The following is a 17,850-nucleotide window of genomic DNA, read 5'->3' as shown; positions in this document are numbered from 1 at the left end:
TTGTAGGTGGAGCAGCCCGCCTTGCCGCAAGCCGGCTTGTACCAGTCGCTGTAGAAGCTGGACTGGCCGCCGACCGGCATGATCACCGAGATGCCCGACTGGTAGTACCACTCGAATGCCGGGGTGTTGATGTCCCAGCCGTTGTAGTCGTCCTGGGCCCGCATGCCGTCGAGCAGGTACAGGCCCGGACTGCCGGAGCCACCGGGCTGAAACTGAACCTTGATATCACGGCCCATACCTGCCGAAGGCACCTGCAGGTACTCGACCGGCAGACCCGGCCGGGAGAACGCCGATGCGGTCGCCTCGCTACCTGTCAGGCCGATCAGGCCCGGCAGCGCTGCGGCAGCTACCGCGCCGACCAAAAGTCGGCGTGCCCAGCGCAATCCCTTGCTCACGTCTGTCATTCCTGCCCCTTGTCGTCGTGCTGTGGACCGTTCAATCTCTCGATCGCGACGCCACTTGCGCCACCACTTCGGCATCGGCCCTTACATGCAGCAACGGCCGCAATGTGCAAGTTAAGCGGCCGTCTAGGGATCCGACTCGCATATAGCATACCCGATTCTCGCCCTGGACCCGGTTAGGACAAGTAGGACGACACGCGTAGGCTCCCCTCCGGAAAGCCGACAAGACCACGACAAGACCACACAGTCCTGAGCTGTCCCCGGTTCGTTCCGGCGCCCCGCCGATCCCGTTCACGGGCCCGGCGAAGGCCCTGAGCAGACGCGTTGACATCGCAGATCAGGACGATTGGGGCGCGCGATTTTGGACACCGTACTGGGGCTGGCGATCACGCCCTCGACAATCGGCTGGACCATGGCCGAGGCAGCGGGCTCGGGCTGCCCGACGGTTATCGGTGAAGAGGTGAGTGTCGCAGTCGGCGACGGCGGATCCGATGCAGCAGATCTGGCGGCCCAAGCCGCAGCGGTGGCCGACCGGGTACGCGTCATGCTGGCGGCGCGTGGCGAACGACTCCACGGCGTGGCCGTGACCTGGAGCGATGAAGCCGCCGTCGGCGCCGCGCTGCTGCTCGAGTCGCTGGGGGACGCCGGCTTCGAGCACGTGGTTCCGGTGCGCTACAGCCAGGCCGCGATGTCGCTGGCCACCGGAATCGCAGGACGAGGCGAACGGGCGGCGGTATGTGTCGTCGAAACCGGGGTGGCCACCCTGGTCCTGCCCGACCAGCCGGATTCCGCCGAAGCGTTCGTCACCTCCTGCCCGATCAGCGGCCTCGACGAGGTGACCGGCTGGCTGGCTGACACGGTGACCTCAACAGGTCAGCGACCGGAACTGATCATGGTGGCCGGATCGGTGCGGGGTATGGACCGCCTCGGGCGCCGATTGGAATCCACCCTGTCGCTGCCGGTCTTCGTCCAGGGAGGGGCGTTTCAGGCGTTGGCACGCGGCGCGGCCCAGGCCCTGGCCCCGCAGGCCGAGTTGACGTCGGCGCCGCTCGAGGCGCCCGCGGCCGGCGTGGCGATCGGCAACGTCGGCCGCCGTCGGGTGCCGTCGCTGTCCTACGCCGGAGCGCTGCTGATGCTGGCGGTCGGAGCGGTGACGTTGGTGGCCTCGGTGGCCGCCGCGTTGAGCCTGCAACTCGGCCCGAGCAGGGTGGAGCCGGATGCGACGCCACCGCAGCATGCGACGGTCGCGCGCGTCGCCGTGCCCGTCGCGCCGCCCCCGGCGGCCGCCCCGGCCCTGCCGCCGCCCCCTGCGGCCCCCGCGCTCCCGAACGAGACCCCGGAAGAGGCGCCCGCCGACCTCGGTTCGCTGTGGGATGCGCCGCTGGCCGGCCCGGACCTGCAGGAATCATCTCCGGACGGCGTCCCCTCGCGGCTGGAACGCGTGCGGCACCATCTTTACGGCCTGCCCGGCCGCTGAGTCAGGTCCGGTCGGCCGCGACGGTCGCCGCGAAGGACACCGTCACTTCGTCGGCGACCTGCATAGCCCCCATGAGCATCGAATAGCGCCGCACACCGAAGTCGCTGTGGAGCACCGTGCTGTCGCCGCTCAGCTGCCGCGTGCCACCGCCGGCGTCCGTCACCTCAAGCTCGACGACATGCGGCCTGCTTCGGCCGTGGACCTCCAGCTCGCCGGTGAGCCGATAGCCGTCGCCGGTGGGTTCGATGCTGCTGGACCCGAAACGGATCAGTCGATGCTTCTTGCTGTCGAGGCATTTGAGCGCGTTACTGCGGATCAGCGTCTTCTCCGGTGCGGTCAGCGGAGTCATCCCGCCGTCGCCCTGCAACACGCGCAGTGAATCGACCTCGACAACCAGCTCCACCGCGGTCGGTCGGTCACCGGACCACGAGACGGTTGCCTCCCAGCGTTCCATCACGATGGTGAGCCGATGGCCCATCTTTGCCGCGCGCCCCGCCACATCGGTGCGGACCAGCAGCTGGCCGTGCGATGCGTCGAGCTGCCACTGCGTTCCGGTCATCCGCGGCACTCTAGCGGGCCGGGCGCGCGGGGTTTCCACGGATTCGCGCTGACGTGCGACTACCACCCGTTAGGCTCTGACCCGTCGCCGATGGGTGGCCTGGATCGACAGACTGAGGGCGAAGAATGATTCGTGAACTAGCTGCAGCTGTTTTCGTCGCGGGAGCCGCGGGTGCAGTCGCTGTCAGCGCCGCACCGGACGCCGGTGCCTACCCCGGGGACGTGCCGGGCATGGTTGATGGCCAGCGTCAGGGCGACGCCTGCTTCAGCTGGGAGCGCTTCATCTACGGCCACGGCCCCAACGGCCAGGCGCTGGCTTGCCACTTCATCGCCAATCAGTGGCCGCCCAAGGACACCGGGTTCTGGCAGATCTCCTACCCGCTCTACGGGGTGCAGGAAATCGGTTCGCCGTGCCCGAACCCGCAGTCGGCCGCGCAGTCGCCCGACGGCCTGCCGCTGCTGTGCCTGGGCGCCCGAGGCTGGCAGCCCGGTATCTACACCGGAGGTATCGGTCCCTACTTCCCGCCGGGGATCGCCCAGGTCGGGTGATCGTCGCGGCGTGAGCCGCCCGCCCCATCCGGCAACCAGCGTTCGTTCAGGCAGGTCCACTAGCTTCGATCGGGAAGCTACGTGGGGGAGGTGCCGGAGTTGGCCGGACAGGAGGCGGCGGCGACGGATTCGGTGGTGATCTTCGGGATAACCGGAGACCTGGCCCGCAAGATGACGTTCCGGGCGCTGTACCGGTTGGAGCGTCGCAACCTGCTGGACTGCGCGATCCTGGGAGTGGCCGCCGACGACATCACGGTCGAGGAACTGATCGACCGGGCCGGTGAGGCCATCCGGGAGTCCGGCGAGCAGTTCGATGACGCGGTGTTTCGCCGGCTGGCGAATCGGTTGTCCTACCTGCATGGTGATGTCACCGATACCGCTCTCTACGAGCAGCTCGCCGAACGGGTCGGCGCCGAACGGCAGTGCCTGTACTACCTGGAGATGCCACCGTCACTTTTCGCTCCCATTGTGGAGAACCTGGGCCGGGCGGGCCTGTTGGAGCGGTCCCGAGTGGCGGTGGAGAAGCCGTTCGGCCACGATCTGGCCTCCGCGCGCGAGCTCAATGCCCGGCTGCGTGCCGTGCTGCGCGAGGACCAGATCCTGCGGGTGGACCACTTTCTGGGCAAGCAGCCGGTCGCCGACCTCGAGTATCTGCGATTCGCCAACACCACGCTCGCCGAGTTGTGGGATCGGAAGAGCATCGCCGAAATCCACATCACCATGGCCGAGAACTTCGGCGTCGAGGAGCGCGGCAGCTTCTATGACGCCGTCGGTGCGTTGCGCGACGTGGTGCAGAACCACCTGTTGCAGGTGCTGGCGCTGTTCGCGATGGAGCCACCGGTCGGTCCCGGCGAGGATGACCTCAACGACAAGAAGGTCGAGGTCTTCCGGGCGATGCCGCCGGCCGACCCGGCGAATTACGTGCGGGGCCAATACCGGGGTTACGCCGACGTCTCCGGGGTGGCCGACGGGTCGCGAACCGAGACGTTCGTCGCGCTGCGTCTGCAGATCGAGAATTGGCGCTGGGCCGGGGTGCCGATCTTCCTGCGGGCCGGAAAGGCACTGCCGCAACGGGTTACCGAGGTCCGGTTGTTCACCCGCCGGGTCCCGGCGCTGGGCTTTATGCCGCAACGCGAACGCGCCCAACGCAATCAGATCGTTTTGCGCATCGACCCCGATCCGGGACTGCGGTTGCACCTGGTGGCCCCGGACGATCAGAACGCGCACTCCTGGCGCGACGTGCACCTCGATTCTTCCTTCGCCCGTGACCTGGGCGAACCGATCCGGCCCTATGAGCGGTTGTTGCATGCCGCGATGATCGGCGATCGCCGGCTGTTCGCCCGCGAGGACAGCATCGAGGAGACCTGGCGCATCGTCGCGCCGCTGCTCGAACATCCAGGAAAGGTCCACCCCTACGAGCGCGGTTCGTGGGGTCCTGAGGCCGCGCAGGCGCTGGTGCGCGGCCATCGGAGTTGGCAGGAGCCATGGCTGCCCGAAGGCGGCCCGCCAGGGTAGGAGAGGACAGTTATGCAACTGGGGATGATCGGCCTGGGCCGAATGGGCGCCAATCTCGTTCGCCGCATCGTCGACGGCGGTCACGAATGCGTTGTCTATGACCACAACGCCGACGCGGTCAGCGCTTTGGCCACCGAGGCCAACACCACCGGGGTGTCGTCGTTGGCCGAGCTCGCGGCCCAGTTGTCCGCACCGCGGGTGGTGTGGGTGATGGTGCCGGCCGGTGTCATCACCACGGGGGTGATCGAAGAACTCGCCGGCACCCTGTCGGCGGGCGACATCGTGATCGATGGCGGAAACTCTTACTACCGTGACGATATCGCGCACGAAAAGTTATTGGCCAACAAGGGTATTCATCTTCTCGACTGCGGTACCAGCGGTGGGGTGTGGGGCCGCGAACGGGGCTACTGCCTCATGGTCGGTGGGGATCGGGCGGCGTTCGACCAAGCCGAGCCGATCTTTGCGACCGTGGCTCCGGGGGTGGACGCGGCGCCTCGCACCCCGGGCCGCGAGGGTGAGATCTCGCAGGCCGAGAACGGCTATCTGTACTGCGGTCCGTCGGGGGCCGGGCACTTCGTGAAGATGGTGCACAACGGTATCGAGTACGGGATGATGGCCTCGATCGCCGAGGGGCTGAACATCCTGCACCACGCCAACATCGGCAAGCAGGACCAGCAGGGTGATGCCGAGACCGCACCGTTGAGCAATCCCGAGTTCTATCGGTACGACATCGACATCGAGCAGGTCACCGAAGTTTGGCGGCGGGGCAGCGTAATCGGCTCCTGGTTGCTGGATCTGACCGCCGGTGCGTTGCAGAAGTCGCCGGCGTTGGAGGAATTCGCCGGCCGGGTCTCCGATTCGGGCGAGGGCCGGTGGACCGTTATCGCGGCCATCGATGAGGGCGTTCCCGCCCCGGTGCTCACCACCGCGCTGTACGCGCGATTCGCCTCGCGCCAGCTGTTCGAGTTCGGTGCGAAGGTGCTCTCGGCCATGCGCAAGCAGTTCGGCGGCCACGACGAGAAGTCCGGGTGACCGGCCCGGCCTGAACGACGCCGGCCGTCCGCGCGATCCTGGCCGCTTCCAGCCTTGGCGTGCCAGTATGGGGAATGCCGCGGCGACGGCGGGAAACCCGGGTAACTGGTGCTCCGGTGATGGCCGGTAGCGACAGGGCGACCGTGCGAGTGATCGCCCTGGGCGCGCTGCTGCTCGCGGCCGGCGCCACCACCCGCGGGTACCTTCCCGGTGCCCCGCCCGAGCAGCGCCGCATGAGCGCCGCAAGCACGCTGGAGCCGATTGTGTTGGCGGCGCTGTTGGCGGTGTCGGGCACGATCATCGCCGTCGCTGTCGTGCATCGGGCACGGCATCAACGCGTAGGGCCCGGAAGTGTCGGCCAGTTGTCCCTGACCGCTGGAGCACGAGGAGGACCGGTCTGGCGCGCGGTGCTGATCGTCGCGGCGGCGCTGGTGTTGTGGCTGCTGACGGTCCTGATGCTGGCGAAGCTCGGTGGCGGGCTCCGCGTCGAGCTCGCCACAGAGGTGCCCGGGACGGGTGAGACGCCGCCGGGCACGCCGGGAGCACCGGCCGCGCCGCCGCCGGGCGCACCGGGCGGACTGGCCGGTGGCGGACCCGTCTATCTGCTGACCGTTGCCACCCTGCTGGCTCTGCTGGCGACCGCGGTCGTTGCCGCGCGCGCCCGGCGTCCTCAGTACACAGCTACCGAGGCCAGCGTGATTCCGGCGGCGGACGAACCCGATGCCGGCGAAAACCTGGTTCGTGCGGCCGAACTCGGCCTGGCCCGCATCGTCGATCCCAGTCGTGAGCCACGGGCGGCGATCATCGCCTGTTACGCAGTCATGGAACGCCACCTGGGCGCCGTTCCCGATATCGCACCCCGCGCCTTCGACACCCCCACCGAAGTGCTGGCACGAGCAGTCGAACACCACGCCCTGCCCGCCGCCAACGCTACCCGGTTGGTGGAACTGTTCACCGAGGCGCGCTTCAGCGCCCACCTGATGTCCGAGCATGATCGTGCCGATGCGATAGCCGCGCTGCAGCAGGTTCTGCAGGAATTGCGGAATCAACGATGAAAACGATTGCGCTGCAGGGTGTCCTGCTGATAGTTGCCGCCGAGCTGGTCGCTTTGATGACCCATCAGCGTCAGCTGTTGTTCGCGACGGCGGGCCTCGCGCTCGCGCTGCCGGTATTCGGCATCCGGCGCCTGCTGACCACCGGAGGTTCCGTACCATCCGCAGACCCGGCGGCTACCGACGAGCCCGGTGAGGCGCTACGCCGGTGGCGCTCGGGCACCGAAGCCCGAATCCGCTGGTCGGAATCGACCAGAGCTGACTGGGATCGGCGCTGGCGACCGATCCTGGCGCGGCGGTTCGAGGTCTCCACCGGGCAGGGGAGGGCGAAGGATCCCGCTGCGTTCGCCGCCACCGGGGCGCTGTTGTTCGGGGACGTGTTATGGCAGTGGGTCGATCCCGGCAACGTCGCGCCCACCGGCGACAGCGGGTCCGGCCCCGGACGTGCTGTGCTGGAAGAGATTCTGTGTCGCCTGGAGCAGCGATGAGCACCGGACTCCCGGGTGCGGCGGCCACCACCGGGGAACGCTGCACCGCGGTGCTCGACGAGATCGAACGGGCCGTCGTGGGCAAGCGTTCCGCGCTCACCCTGATTCTGACCACGGTGCTCGCCGGCGGGCACGTGCTCATCGAGGACTTGCCGGGCCTGGGCAAGACCTTGATCGCGCGGTCGTTCGCGGCCGCGCTCGGACTGGATTTCATCCGGGTGCAGTTCACCCCCGACCTGCTGCCCGCCGACCTGCTCGGCACGACTGTCTACGACATGTCCTCGGGTCGTTTCGAGTTCCGGCGCGGGCCGATCTTCACCAACCTGGTGCTGGCCGACGAGATCAACCGGACGCCGCCCAAGACCCAGGCGGCCCTGCTGGAGGCGATGGCCGAAGGTCAGGTCAGCATCGACGGCTACACGCATCGGTTGCCGTCGCCGTTCATCGTGCTCGCCACCGACAACCCGATCGAGTACGAGGGCACCTATCCGCTGCCGGAGGCGCAACTCGACCGGTTCGCGATCAGGCTGCGCCTGGGCTATCTCTCCGAGCAGGGGGAGGCGGCCATGTTGCGCCGCCGCCTGGACCGCGGCGCCGCGCTGCCGACGGTGCGCAAGGTGGTTGACGCCGACGACCTGGTGGCGATGCGGGAGGCGGTGGAACAGGTCAGTGTGCACGACGACGTGCTGCGCTACGTCGTGTCGCTGGCCACCGGAACCCGGCGCCATCCGCAGGTGGCGGTGGGGGCCAGTCCGCGGTCGGAACTCGACCTGGTCCAGCTCGCCCGGGCCCGCGCCCTGCTGCTCGGCCGCGACTACGTGATCCCCGAGGACGTCAAGGCCTTGGCCACGTCGGCGATCGCGCACCGGATCACACTGCGACCCGAGATGTGGGTGCGCCGAGTTCAGGGGGCCGACGTGGTGGAGGAGCTGCTGCGGCGGCTGCCGGTGCCGCGAGCCCCGGAGGCGACACCGACGTGACGCACGACCCCGATCTCTACGAGGCGGATGTTGTGATGCATTGGCGGGCATCCCCGTTCGCCAAGGCGGTGGCCACCGGTGCCGCGCTGGCCCTGGTGCTGGCAGTGGGTGCGTCACGCTGGCAACTGATCGCGTTTGCCGCACCGTTGCTGGCCGTCTTGTGCTCGTTGGGCAGTCAGCGGCCCGTTCCGGGCTTGCGGGTACATGCCACGCCGTCGATACAACGCTGCTTCGAGACCGAGTCGGTCGAATTGACTGTCGGCGCAACGGTATCGGATGCCGACATGGTTCGCGTGGGTCTGGCGGTGTCGGCGCATCCGGCGCTGAGCCTGGAGATCACCGAGTCCAGCGCCGCGGCCGGGAGCCGTAAAGCGGTCACCGCCGTCACCGGGCGCTGGGGCCGGTATCCGATCCGTGCCACCGTGCACGCCGTGGCCCGCGGCGGTCTACTGGCCGGGACCGGAACCGTCGATGTCGCCGAACTCACCGTGTTCCCACTGGCGCCGCCGCAGCCCACGCCGATCCCGCACAGCGACCTGCTCGACCGGGTCGGGACCCATCTGACCCGGCATCCGGGCCGTGGAGTGGAGTACGCCGACATCCGCGCCTACGTTCCCGGCGATCCACTGCGCAGCGTGAACTGGCCGGTCAGCGCACGACGCGGCAGCCTGCATGTCACCCAGCGCCTCACCGATCGTGGCGCCGACGTGGTGGTGCTGATCGATGCCTATCCGCAGCCGGCCGGCCCGGCGACCGAGGCGACCGAGCGGTCCGTGCTCGGCGCGGCGCAGGTGGTGCAGACCGCGCTGCGCAATGGCGATCGAGCCGGGGTCGTCGTCCTTGGGGGTCGCCAGCCGCGGTGGGTCGGTGCGGAGATCGGGCAGCGCCAGTTCTACCGCATCGTCGACGCGGTCCTGGGTGCCGGACAGGGAGTCGAGTCGACCACGGGAACGCTGGCGCCCCGGGCCGCGGTCCCGGCCGGCGCCTTGATCTTCGCGTTCTCCACGCTGCTGGACACCGAATTCGCGCTGGCGCTGACCGATCTGCGGAAACGGGGCCACGTGGTGCTCGCGGTGGACGTGCTGGGCGGCTCGCCGTTCGAGGACGACCTGGACCCGTTGGTGGCCCGGCTGTGGACGCTGCAGCGCAGTGCCATGTATGGCGACATGGCCACCATCGGCGTCGATGTCGCCCCTTGGCCGTACGAACAGCCGCTGGAACAGGCGATGCGCGTGGTGACGCAGCGGCGCAGACCTGCGGCGCCGCGATGACGCTTGCACCCGGACTCGACACGCGCCTGTCGCCGGCGCTGTCCGGCGGGTGCGGTCTGGCCGGCCTGTCGATGGCCGCGGTCGCCGGCTCAGGCGCCGCGGGGACAACGAGGATCGTGGCGCTGTTGTCCGCCGGTGCGGTGCTACTCGGGCTGCGGTGGCGCGGGGCGGCGACGATGGCGGTGGTGCTCGCGGTCGTCGGTATCGGCCTGGCCGATCTATCCAACGTGGCGGCGGCGGTGGCCGGTCTGGCCGCGGTCTGCTACCTCGCGCTGCGGCACCTCGGGACGGTGAGTCCACCGACGATGATCTTTGCCCTCGGGTTCACCGTCGCGGGGTTGGTCGCGACGGTGTTCCCGTGGCAGCTGCCATGGCTACCGCTATTGGCGCCGTTCGCGGTGTTCGGCCTTTATGCCGTTGCCGTACAACCGTTCCTGAGCACGTCTTTGAGCGCCGAGCGTTAGCCGATCAGACGCCCGATGCCTCGTTGAGTGCCTCCAGGGTGCCGGTGGCCTCCAGGTACTCCTGAATCCACCGCTCGATGACCGTCGCGGTCTTCTCTACCTTGGTGAACTGGCCGACGACCTGGCCGACCGGGTTGAACGCGACGTCGACGCTCTCGTTCGGGTACTTGTTCGTGGCCCGCACGGCCATGCCGGAGACCATGTACTGCAGCGGCATGCCCAGCGGCTTCGGGTTCTCCGGAGCTTCCCAGGCCTCGGTCCAGTCGTTGCGCAGCATCCGGGCCGGCTTGCCGGTGAAGGAGCGGCTGCGCACGGTGTCGCGGCTGCCCGCCTTGATGTATGCCGCGTGCTGAGCCTCGGTGTTCGACGACTCCTCGACCATCAGCCACTGCGAACCGGTCCACGCGCCCTGTGCGCCCAGCGCGAGGGCCGCGGCGATCTGCTGGCCGCTGCCGATGCCGCCCGCCGCGAGCACCGGTACGGGTGCGACCGCCTTGACGACCTCGGGCCACAGCACGATCGAGCCCACCTCGCCGCAGTGTCCGCCGGCTTCGCCGCCCTGGGCGATGATGATGTCCACGCCGGCCGCGGCGTGCTTCTGCGCCTGGCGCGCGGAGCCGCACAGCGCGGCAACCTTGCGGCCCGCCTCGTGGATGTGCTTGATCATGTCCGCCGGGGGAGTCCCGAGCGCGTTGGCGATCATCGTCACCTTCGGGTGCTGTAGCGCGACCTCGACCTGCGGGGTGGCGGTCGCCTCGGTCCAGCCGAGCAGCTGCAGGCTGTCGGCGTCGGCGCCCTCAACGGGCACGCCATGGTCGGCGAGCAGCTTCTTGCCGAAGTCGAGGTGCTGCTGGGGGACCAGCTTGCGCAGCGATTCGGCGAGTTCCTCGGCGGACTGCCCGGAGTCCATGCCCTCGTATTTGTTCGGGATGACGATGTCCACGCCGTACGGGTGGTCGCCGATGTTCTCGTCGATCCACTTGAGCTCGATCTCGAGCTGCTCGGGGGTGAAGCCCACCGCGCCCAGCACCCCGAAACCGCCGGCCTTACTCACCGCGACGACCACGTCGCGACAGTGGGTAAAAGCGAAGATCGGGAACTCGATGCCGAGTTCGTCGCAGAGGGGAGTGTGCATGACGGACTCCTTCAGGGGGCCTGGGATCGAAATGAAACGTGTTCTAATTAAGTACCAGACGAGGCATCATGAGGCCAGTCGGGCCTAGGTGCGCTGGTGAAACCTAACACTACCGGCAATCGTGTCCTTGGGCGTCGGGTGGTTCAGCGAGTGGAAAAAGCGCGCAGCACCGCCACCCCGAAGCCGGCGGCGCGTCGGAACGATCGCCCGTCGGTGCGGTCGGGGCCGGTGATGCGCAGCACCGGCCACCCGTGTTCGGCGGCCAGCGCGGCCAGCTGGGGCCGGGGGTTGACCGGCCGTGGTCGGCCTACCAGCGCCATCAGCGCGGCATCCTCGTCGCCGTCGGCATAGAAGAAGCTCTGCGTGAGGTCGACCCCGTTGGCCGTGCAGAAATCCTGCACGGTCGCCGCCTTCTGCGCACCCCACACCACGGGTTTGACGATGTCACCGGTAAGGATGCCCCGCTCGTCGAGCTCGAAGCGGTTGCACAGCACCTGCGCGATGCCCAGGAACCGCGCCACCGGTTCGGCGTGGATGGTCAATGCCGAGGAGCTCAGGACCACGGTGTGGCCGCGCTGCTGATGCGCCCGCACGATCTCGTGCATGTGCGGGTAGATCCTGCTGGCGATGTGGTCGGCGAACAGTCGTGCGCCGACGTCGTCGAGTTCGCTGATTGACTCGCCGCGCAGGTAGCCCGCCGCCCGCACCAGCAACCGTTCGAATTGCATACGCCCCAGGCGATACCGCAGAGCGGCCTCGACGACGCCGAACACCTCACCTGCGCGAGCCTGGCGCCGGCGGATCCGGTCGCCGGCATGTGCGGTGGCGGTGAAACCGGAGACCAACGTGCCGTCCAGGTCGAAGAACGCTCCGATTCGCGCGCCCGATTCGGTGCCGGCGACGTCGGCGATCGGATCACTCGGTACTGCGGTCATCGCCGTCGATGTTACGTCGGGCGCCGGCGGGCCGGGGTGGTCGCGCGCCGCGCCACAGGAGAACGTATCTGGGCAGCTGATAGCGTGTTTGGCCTATGCGAAAAGAGGGTCGGCTTCATGACCAGTGAGACAACCGCGACCGACACGAGGGAACCTTTGTCGGAAAAGGCAGAGCAGCAGGGGTGGCAACGCACTCAGCGTGAGCGTGTCGACGTCTACAGCCGCGGGATCTACCAAGTTCACGCGATCTGGCGCGACAGCACCATCCTCAACGGCGGGGCCCATTACGAGGACGGCGTGCTGCTGGCCTACACCACCGAGCTCGCGAAGATTCAGAGTTGGTTGGCTCGCTGAAACCGGCTCGGTAACTGCCGCGGCTCCGGTTCGCAACGGTTGCATAAACGCCCCTCGTGTCACACAGGCATCAGTTTTCACACGGCTAACTTCGGTCCCGACCTTGTAGTTGTTGGGATTGGGGAGAAGCCATGTCACGAATCCGTAAGTACCTGACCGTCGCGGCCGGCGCCGCCGCCGGTCTGTTCCTCACTGCGCTGGCGTCCAGCGCCACCGCGAACGCCGACACCGTGCCGATCAACCCGGGGCTGTCCGGCGTGGTCGAGCAGATGGTCGCGTCGTCGACGAGCATTCCGCAGCAGTTACTGCAGACCACCACGTCGGCGCTGAGCGGCACCACCTTCGGGCCGCCCGCGGCACCCGGACAGGCACCGCTGGCCACCGCGACGTTCAACGTGCCGCCCTCGCCGAGCGCGATGCCGCAGCAGCAGGCCGCGGCGACCGGCCTGCCCGGATTGGGAAACCTCCCGGCCAGCCTGAGCTCGGTGCTGCCGTTCCCGCTGCCGAACTTCGGTGGTCCGGCCCCGGTGGCCGCGGCACCCACGGCGTTCGCTCCCACCGGATATCTGCCGACCGCTCCGGTCGCTCCGGTGACGCCGATGGAGGTCATGCTGATTCCGGGCTTGCCCTGATACTGACTGCGTAATCTCGGACCGGTGAGCGCACGCGCAGGAATTGTCGTCACCGGTACCGAGGTACTCACCGGACGTGTGACCGACCGGAACGGACCGTGGTTGGCTGACCGACTCCTAGAACTGGGAGTCGAATTGGCGCACATCACGATCTGTGGCGACCGGCCCAGGGACATCGAGAGTCAGCTGCGGTTCCTGGCCGCCGAGGGTGTGGATTTGATCATCACCAGCGGCGGCCTGGGGCCGACGGCTGACGACCTGACGGTCGAGACCGTCGCCAGGTTCTGCGGCCGTGACGTGGTGCTCGACGACGCGCTGGAAGCCCGGATCGCCGAGATCATCAAACCGATGATGGCCCGCTACACCGGTCCGGGCGCACCGGATTTCACGACGGTCCGGGCGGCCAACCGCAAGCAGGCGATGGTTCCGGCCGGCGCGACGATCCTGGCCCCGGTGGGCACCGCGCCCGGCGTCGTGGTGCCCGGCACGCCGACGGTCGTGGTGCTGCCGGGGCCGCCTCGTGAGCTGCAACCGATGTGGCACAAGGCAATCGAGACCGCCGCAGTGCAGGAGGCCTTGGTAGGCCGGACGCACTACGAGCAGCAGATGATCCGAATGTATGGCTTGCCTGAATCGGGCCTGGCCGACACGCTGCGGCATGCGCAGGATGTCATCGGCGATTTCCACCGGCTGGAGATCACCACCTGCCTGCGCCGCGGCGAACTGGAGATCGTCACCCGCTACGAACCGGACGCCGCCGGCGCTTACCAGGAACTGCTGGCATTGCTTCGCGAACGGCATTCCCGGCCGATCTTTTCCGAGGACGGTTCGCAGATCGATGATCTGGTGGCGGCGCTGTTGGCCGGCCGACAGATCGCAACCGCCGAATCGTGTACCGCGGGCCTGCTGGCGGGTCGGTTGGCCGACCCGCCCGGCGCCTCGAACTACCTGGCCGGCGGGGTGGTGTCCTACTCCAACGAGGCGAAGATCGAACTACTCGGTGTCGATCCGGAATTGATCGCCGAGCACGGCGCGGTGTCCGAGCCGGTGGCCGAGGCGATGGCCGCGGGCGCACTGCGCCGCTTCGGCGCCGACACCGCCGTGGCGATCACCGGCATTGCCGGACCTGGCGGCGGAACGCCGGACAAACCGGTGGGCACGGTGTGTTTCTGTGTGGCGCTTGGTGATGGCCGGAAAACCACGCGGACCATCCGACTGCCGGGGGAGCGGGCCGATGTCCGGGAACGCTCGACGACGGTGGCCATGCATCTGCTGTACCGAGCACTGTCAACCGGCTGACTCCTGCCCCCGCCGGTGGTATGAACATCACACCGAGGAGTTGCAGGTGTGAACACACAGTGGGCGTGGCTGAGCGGTTCCGGATATTGGCTGGGGCGGCTGGTCCTCGAACGCGGGATCGCGGCCGTCTACCTGATCGCCTTTGTCGCGGCCGCCCGGCAGTTCCGCGGCCTGATCGGCGAACACGGCATGACGCCGGTGCCGCAGTACGTGCGGCGCCGCCCGTTTCGGCTGACGCCCAGCATCTTTCATCTGCATTATTCGGATCGCTTCTTCGCGTTCGTGTGCTGGCTGGGTGCGGGTATGGCCGCGGCGCTGGTGGTGGGCGCCGGTGAGTTGGTGCCGCTATGGGCGGTGATGGCGATCTGGCTGCTGCTGTGGGCGCTGTATCTGTCGATCGTCAACGTCGGCCAGACCTGGTATGCGTTCGGCTGGGAATCGATTCTGCTGGAAGCCGGGCTGCTGGCCGTCTTCTTGGGCAACGACCGCGTCGCGCCGCCGGTGCTGGTCATGTGGCTTGCTCGTTGGCTGCTGTTCCGCATCGAGTTCGGCGCGGGGCTGATCAAGTTGCGCGGCGACTCTTGCTGGCGCGACCTGACCTGCCTGTACTACCACCACGAGACCCAGCCGATGCCGGGGCCGCTGAGCTGGTTCTTCCACCACCTGCCCAGACCGTTGCACCGAATAGAGGCAGCGGGAAACCATGTCGCGCAACTGGTGGTCCCGTTCGGGTTGTTCGCCCCGCAGCCCGTCGCCGGTGTGGCCGCCGGGATCATCATCATCACCCAGTTGTGGCTGGTCGCCTCCGGCAATTTCGCCTGGCTGAACTGGATCACCATTGTGTTGGCTGCCGCCGCACTCGACCAATCCTGGCTGACCGGAACGGTTTCGGGCCTGCAACCGCCGGACATGCCGCAGGCGCCGATGTGGTTCGCCGTGCTGGTGATGGGGTACGCGGCGGCGGTCGTGGTACTGAGCTACTGGCCGGTGCGAAACTTGGCGTCACGTAATCAGCGCATGAATGCCAGCTTCAATCCGCTTCACCTGGTGAACAGCTACGGGGCGTTCGGGACTGTCGGGCGTTCCCGTCGGGAGCTGGTGATCGAAGGTACTGCGGCGGCGGAGCTCACCGAGCGAACGCCCTGGCGCGAATACCAGTTCAAAGGTAAACCCGGCGCGGTGGATCGACTTCCAAGTCAATGGGCGCCATATCATCTGCGGCTGGACTGGCTGATGTGGTTCGCCGCGCTCTCGCCGCGGTACGGGCTGCCGTGGCGTGACGCGCTGCTGCAGCGGCTACTGCGCAACGACCGGGACACGCTATGTCTGTTGCGCTACAACCCGTTTCCGGACACCCCGCCGCGCTTTGTGCGGATCCTGCTCTACGAGTACCGCTTCACCACCCGGGCCGAGCGGCAACGAGACGGAGCCTGGTGGCATCGCCGCCTGGTCGGCGTCTACCTGTCGCCGGTAGCGGCCGGCGGGTCACCCCAGATACCCGAGTAGTCACCGGTGAAACGCCCTGGACGGTGCCGACCGGAACGATTGGGCCGGGGCGGGGCTACCGGGTATCGACCCACAGGGTGAAGCCCGCCAGCACCAGTGCGACCACGGCCAGCAGTGCCACATCGAGGCCACCCAGCCGCGGTGCCTCCGACCCCTCGGCGGCCAGTCGTCGTTCGCGGGCGATCAGGAACAACGGAAACGTGAAACTGATCGCCGTGAGGAATCCGCCGAAGATATAGGCCCAGACGAACCGCACGTTGTGCTTGCGGGCTTCGGTGATCATCAAGACCGCCGCCGACAGGAACAGCATCAGGATGTCTGCGGTGATCGAGCGCGACGCGGGTGTCACCGCGGTGTCCGGCAGGAACCGGGAAAGAAAGGCTGATCCGTCGTAGGCCAGATTCTGACTCCAGGTGGCGATGAGCGCAGCGACGGCGATCGCGGCGTACAACCCGCAGCGGACCTTGGCAGCTGTATTCATCCGGCCACGTTAGCGTCCACGATCCTGGCGTAGGCGGGGTTTCGCCTCAAAGCTCGAGCAGCACCGTCACCGGGCCGTCATTGACCAGTTCCACCTGCATATGCGCCCCGAACTGTCCGGTCGCCACCTGGGCGCCCAACCCTCGCAGCGCCTCGGCGAACTCGGCGACCAGGGGTTCGGCGACCGGACCCGGTGCGGCAGCATTCCACGATGGCCGCCGCCCCTTGGCGGTGTCGGCAAAGAGCGTGAACTGGCTGACCACCAGAATCGGCGCACCCACATCCGCAGCCGACTTCTGGTTGTCGAGAATCCGCAACTGCCACAGCTTTTCGGCCAGCCGCTGGGCCTTGGCGGAATCGTCGGCGTGGGTCACGCCGACCAGGGCGAGCAGGCCCTGGCCGTCCGGCTCGATCGCGCCGACGGTCTGACCGTCCACTTTGACGCAGGCCGATGAGACACGCTGGACCAGGACTCGCACGGACTCGATGCTAAGTAGGCTTGCCGTGGTGCCTTCCGGGAGGGGTGAGTCGCGTGTCGGTCTTGGTTGCGTTCTCGGTTACGCCGCTCGGCGTGGGGGAGGGGGTTGGCGAGATCGTCGCCGAGGCGGTCCGGGTCGTCCGGGAGTCGGGTCTGCCCAATCGCACCGATTCCATGTTCACCGTGATCGAGAGCGACAGCTGGGCCGAAGCGATGGCCGTGGTGCAACGGGCGGTGGAAGCGGTGGCGGCCCGCTCACCCCGGGTCAGCACGGTGATCAAAGCTGACTGGCGAGACGGCGCGACCGACGCCATGCACACCAAGGTCGAATCGGTCGAACGGCACCTGGCAGCACCGCCGGCTAATTGACCGGCACGTCGAGGATCGGGCGTCCCACGTCGGCGCCGGGGCCGTTGAAATGCCACCATTCCCCGGCGTAGTAGGCCAGGCCACCGGCGCTCATCGCGTCGCGCAGGGCGGCACGCTCGGCTGCGGCACGGGCGCTGATTCCGTCGGCGAATGCCGTTGCGGTCGGCGAGAAGTCATCGAATCCGGTGCCCATCTCCGATAGTCGCCCATTCGCGTCGGCGGTCGTGACGTCGACCGACCGCCCGGTCTCGTGGCTGCGGGCCAGCGAACCCGGCCGGGCCACCCAGTTCGGGTTCGGCACCACCTGGAACATCCGCACCTGCACGTTGTGTGGCCGGTAGCAGTCCCAGAACACCAGAGTCCGGCCTCGGCCGCGCAGTGTGGCGGCCGCGGTCGCCAAACCCGGTGCCAGCGACTCGTGCACGAGGCACCGAGCGTTCGATGGGTAGAGCTGTTCGCCCACGAAGTTGTTCGGGGTGGCATATCGCAGGTCGATGATCGCGTCCGGCACCGCGCTGCGCACGTCGACGAACCCGGCCGCGCGCGCCGGCTCCGACAGCGCCGGCACATCCGATCCCGGCGCGGCGGCCGCGGTACCGGACGTTCCGGCGAGCAGCAGCGCAACAACAAATACGATCCGCAGACTCGGCATCTGCCCATTGTCGCCTGTCAGGCGGCAACCACGATCGTCAGCCGGCTGCCGTCGCGTTCCAGCCGCATACCGGCCCGCCGAGCGACGGCGGCCACCGCGGCGGCATCGTCAGGTTCGGCCCTGGTGGTGGCCAGGGCCCGCGCCAGCTGCCCTTTGTGCGCTTTGTTGAAGTGGCTCACCGAGACTCGCCGGCCATCGGGGTGCTCGGCCTGTCTCTTATACA

21 protein-coding genes and 1 pseudogene are annotated in these 17,850 nt (G+C 68.1%); 14 read left to right on the top strand and 8 right to left on the bottom strand.

Features of this window, described 5'->3' with window-relative positions; genetic code table 11:
• Positions 1–404, bottom strand: a 404-nt coding sequence (locus tag LI94_RS14390; RefSeq protein WP_046301602.1) for an alpha/beta hydrolase-fold protein, incomplete at its 3' end; no start/stop codon positions are given.
• A gap of 358 nt (positions 405–762) precedes the next feature.
• Between LI94_RS14390 and LI94_RS23855 the strand changes: the two genes are divergently transcribed.
• A complete protein-coding gene (locus tag LI94_RS23855; protein WP_052739947.1) occupies positions 763–1,878 on the top strand; it encodes a hypothetical protein in 1,116 nt (371 codons plus the stop codon).
• Between the two features lies 1 nt (position 1,879).
• Here LI94_RS23855 and LI94_RS14380 read toward each other — a convergent pair whose 3' ends face one another.
• The gene (locus LI94_RS14380; RefSeq protein ID WP_024441350.1) at positions 1,880–2,437 is read right to left on the bottom strand and encodes a YceI family protein; all 558 of its coding nucleotides are present in this window, start codon (positions 2,435–2,437) and stop codon (positions 1,880–1,882) included.
• Positions 2,438–2,562: 125 nt separating this feature from the next.
• Between LI94_RS14380 and LI94_RS14375 the strand changes: the two genes are divergently transcribed.
• The 8 genes from LI94_RS14375 (at position 2,563) to LI94_RS14340 (ending at position 9,787) form a co-directional block, all read left to right on the top strand.
• The gene (locus LI94_RS14375; protein WP_024441349.1) at positions 2,563–2,985 is read left to right on the top strand and encodes a hypothetical protein; all 423 of its coding nucleotides are present in this window, start codon (positions 2,563–2,565) and stop codon (positions 2,983–2,985) included.
• 99 nt (positions 2,986–3,084) lie between these two features.
• On the top strand, positions 3,085–4,500 hold the full coding sequence (locus LI94_RS14370; protein WP_046301604.1) for a glucose-6-phosphate dehydrogenase: 1,416 nt from the start codon (positions 3,085–3,087) through the stop codon (positions 4,498–4,500).
• Positions 4,501–4,512: 12 nt separating this feature from the next.
• A complete protein-coding gene (gnd, locus tag LI94_RS14365) occupies positions 4,513–5,532 on the top strand; it encodes a phosphogluconate dehydrogenase (NAD(+)-dependent, decarboxylating) (RefSeq protein WP_046301601.1) in 1,020 nt (339 codons plus the stop codon).
• Between the two features lie 119 nt (positions 5,533–5,651).
• Positions 5,652–6,587 (top strand): DUF4129 domain-containing protein, encoded by a 936-nt coding sequence (locus tag LI94_RS14360; RefSeq protein ID WP_046301600.1) that lies wholly within the window; start codon positions 5,652–5,654, stop codon positions 6,585–6,587.
• A complete protein-coding gene (locus LI94_RS14355) occupies positions 6,584–7,072 on the top strand; it encodes a hypothetical protein (RefSeq protein WP_046301599.1) in 489 nt (162 codons plus the stop codon). The genes LI94_RS14360 and LI94_RS14355 overlap by 4 nt, the downstream gene beginning before the upstream one ends.
• Positions 7,069–8,052 carry a MoxR family ATPase gene (locus LI94_RS14350; protein WP_046301598.1) on the top strand — a complete coding sequence of 328 codons (984 nt, stop codon included), beginning with the start codon at positions 7,069–7,071 and terminating at the stop codon, positions 8,050–8,052. The genes LI94_RS14355 and LI94_RS14350 overlap by 4 nt, the downstream gene beginning before the upstream one ends.
• A 35-nt stretch (positions 8,053–8,087) precedes the next feature.
• Positions 8,088–9,323, top strand: a complete 1,236-nt coding sequence (locus LI94_RS14345; RefSeq protein ID WP_046301603.1) for a DUF58 domain-containing protein — start codon at positions 8,088–8,090, stop codon at positions 9,321–9,323.
• Positions 9,320–9,787 carry a hypothetical protein gene (locus tag LI94_RS14340; RefSeq protein ID WP_046301597.1) on the top strand — a complete coding sequence of 156 codons (468 nt, stop codon included), beginning with the start codon at positions 9,320–9,322 and terminating at the stop codon, positions 9,785–9,787. The genes LI94_RS14345 and LI94_RS14340 overlap by 4 nt, the downstream gene beginning before the upstream one ends.
• 4 nt (positions 9,788–9,791) lie before the next feature.
• Here LI94_RS14340 and LI94_RS14335 read toward each other — a convergent pair whose 3' ends face one another.
• A complete protein-coding gene (locus LI94_RS14335; RefSeq protein ID WP_024441341.1) occupies positions 9,792–10,922 on the bottom strand; it encodes a nitronate monooxygenase family protein in 1,131 nt (376 codons plus the stop codon).
• A 143-nt stretch (positions 10,923–11,065) separates the two neighbouring features.
• On the bottom strand, positions 11,066–11,857 hold the full coding sequence (locus LI94_RS14330; RefSeq protein ID WP_046301596.1) for an HAD-IB family hydrolase: 792 nt from the start codon (positions 11,855–11,857) through the stop codon (positions 11,066–11,068).
• 117 nt (positions 11,858–11,974) lie between these two features.
• On the opposite strand from LI94_RS14330, the gene LI94_RS14325 reads away from it, so the two are divergent.
• The 4 genes from LI94_RS14325 to LI94_RS14310 all read left to right on the top strand — a co-directional run bounded on the left by LI94_RS14325 (position 11,975) and on the right by LI94_RS14310 (position 15,648).
• Positions 11,975–12,211: a hypothetical protein gene (locus LI94_RS14325; protein ID WP_036457435.1), complete on the top strand. Its 237-nt coding sequence runs from the start codon at positions 11,975–11,977 to the stop codon at positions 12,209–12,211.
• 131 nt (positions 12,212–12,342) lie between these two features.
• Positions 12,343–12,843 carry a hypothetical protein gene (locus LI94_RS14320; protein WP_024441338.1) on the top strand — a complete coding sequence of 167 codons (501 nt, stop codon included), beginning with the start codon at positions 12,343–12,345 and terminating at the stop codon, positions 12,841–12,843.
• Positions 12,844–12,867: 24 nt separating this feature from the next.
• The gene (locus LI94_RS14315; RefSeq protein WP_046301595.1) at positions 12,868–14,142 is read left to right on the top strand and encodes a competence/damage-inducible protein A; all 1,275 of its coding nucleotides are present in this window, start codon (positions 12,868–12,870) and stop codon (positions 14,140–14,142) included.
• 48 nt (positions 14,143–14,190) lie between these two features.
• A complete protein-coding gene (locus LI94_RS14310) occupies positions 14,191–15,648 on the top strand; it encodes a lipase maturation factor family protein (RefSeq protein ID WP_046301594.1) in 1,458 nt (485 codons plus the stop codon).
• Positions 15,649–15,703: 55 nt separating this feature from the next.
• Here LI94_RS14310 and LI94_RS14305 read toward each other — a convergent pair whose 3' ends face one another.
• On the bottom strand, positions 15,704–16,129 hold the full coding sequence (locus LI94_RS14305) for a DUF2834 domain-containing protein (protein ID WP_046301593.1): 426 nt from the start codon (positions 16,127–16,129) through the stop codon (positions 15,704–15,706).
• 46 nt (positions 16,130–16,175) lie between these two features.
• Entirely contained in the window at positions 16,176–16,607 is a 432-nt protein-coding gene (gene dtd, locus LI94_RS14300) for a D-aminoacyl-tRNA deacylase (protein WP_046301592.1), read from the bottom strand.
• Between the two features lie 53 nt (positions 16,608–16,660).
• On the opposite strand from dtd, the gene LI94_RS14295 reads away from it, so the two are divergent.
• A complete protein-coding gene (locus LI94_RS14295; protein WP_024441333.1) occupies positions 16,661–16,975 on the top strand; it encodes an MTH1187 family thiamine-binding protein in 315 nt (104 codons plus the stop codon).
• Here the strand turns inward: LI94_RS14295 and LI94_RS14290 are convergent.
• Positions 16,968–17,627, bottom strand: a complete 660-nt coding sequence (locus tag LI94_RS14290; RefSeq protein ID WP_024441332.1) for a M15 family metallopeptidase — start codon at positions 17,625–17,627, stop codon at positions 16,968–16,970. The two genes, LI94_RS14295 and LI94_RS14290, sit on opposite strands and share 8 nt — an antisense overlap.
• Positions 17,628–17,644: 17 nt before the next feature.
• Positions 17,645–17,850, bottom strand: a pseudogene (locus LI94_RS14285) (hypothetical protein); the annotation flags it as partial.

It is taken from the genome of Mycobacterium sp. UM_Kg27, from assembly GCF_000972905.1.
GTDB lineage: Bacteria > Actinomycetota > Actinomycetes > Mycobacteriales > Mycobacteriaceae > Mycobacterium.
This window is presented reverse-complemented; position numbering and strand designations above follow the sequence as displayed.

Bases quoted from the DNA above. Each gene is read 5' to 3' on its own strand.
- LI94_RS14355 (WP_046301599.1), top strand. From the start codon at position 6,584: ATGAAAACGATTGCGCTGCAGGGTGTCCTGCTGATAGTTGCCGCCGAG.
- LI94_RS14380 (WP_024441350.1), bottom strand. From the start codon at position 2,437: ATGACCGGAACGCAGTGGCAGCTCGACGCATCGCACGGCCAGCTGCTG.
- LI94_RS14375 (WP_024441349.1), top strand. From the start codon at position 2,563: ATGATTCGTGAACTAGCTGCAGCTGTTTTCGTCGCGGGAGCCGCGGGT.
- LI94_RS14290 (WP_024441332.1), bottom strand. From the start codon at position 17,627: ATGCCGAGTCTGCGGATCGTATTTGTTGTTGCGCTGCTGCTCGCCGGA.
- LI94_RS14305 (WP_046301593.1), bottom strand. From the start codon at position 16,129: ATGAATACAGCTGCCAAGGTCCGCTGCGGGTTGTACGCCGCGATCGCC.
- LI94_RS14360 (WP_046301600.1), top strand. From the start codon at position 5,652: ATGGCCGGTAGCGACAGGGCGACCGTGCGAGTGATCGCCCTGGGCGCG.
- LI94_RS14335 (WP_024441341.1), bottom strand. From the start codon at position 10,922: ATGCACACTCCCCTCTGCGACGAACTCGGCATCGAGTTCCCGATCTTC.
- LI94_RS14320 (WP_024441338.1), top strand. From the start codon at position 12,343: ATGTCACGAATCCGTAAGTACCTGACCGTCGCGGCCGGCGCCGCCGCC.
- LI94_RS14350 (WP_046301598.1), top strand. From the start codon at position 7,069: ATGAGCACCGGACTCCCGGGTGCGGCGGCCACCACCGGGGAACGCTGC.
- LI94_RS14330 (WP_046301596.1), bottom strand. From the start codon at position 11,857: ATGACCGCAGTACCGAGTGATCCGATCGCCGACGTCGCCGGCACCGAA.
- LI94_RS14340 (WP_046301597.1), top strand. From the start codon at position 9,320: ATGACGCTTGCACCCGGACTCGACACGCGCCTGTCGCCGGCGCTGTCC.
- LI94_RS14325 (WP_036457435.1), top strand. From the start codon at position 11,975: ATGACCAGTGAGACAACCGCGACCGACACGAGGGAACCTTTGTCGGAA.
- gnd (WP_046301601.1), top strand. From the start codon at position 4,513: ATGCAACTGGGGATGATCGGCCTGGGCCGAATGGGCGCCAATCTCGTT.
- LI94_RS14345 (WP_046301603.1), top strand. From the start codon at position 8,088: ATGCATTGGCGGGCATCCCCGTTCGCCAAGGCGGTGGCCACCGGTGCC.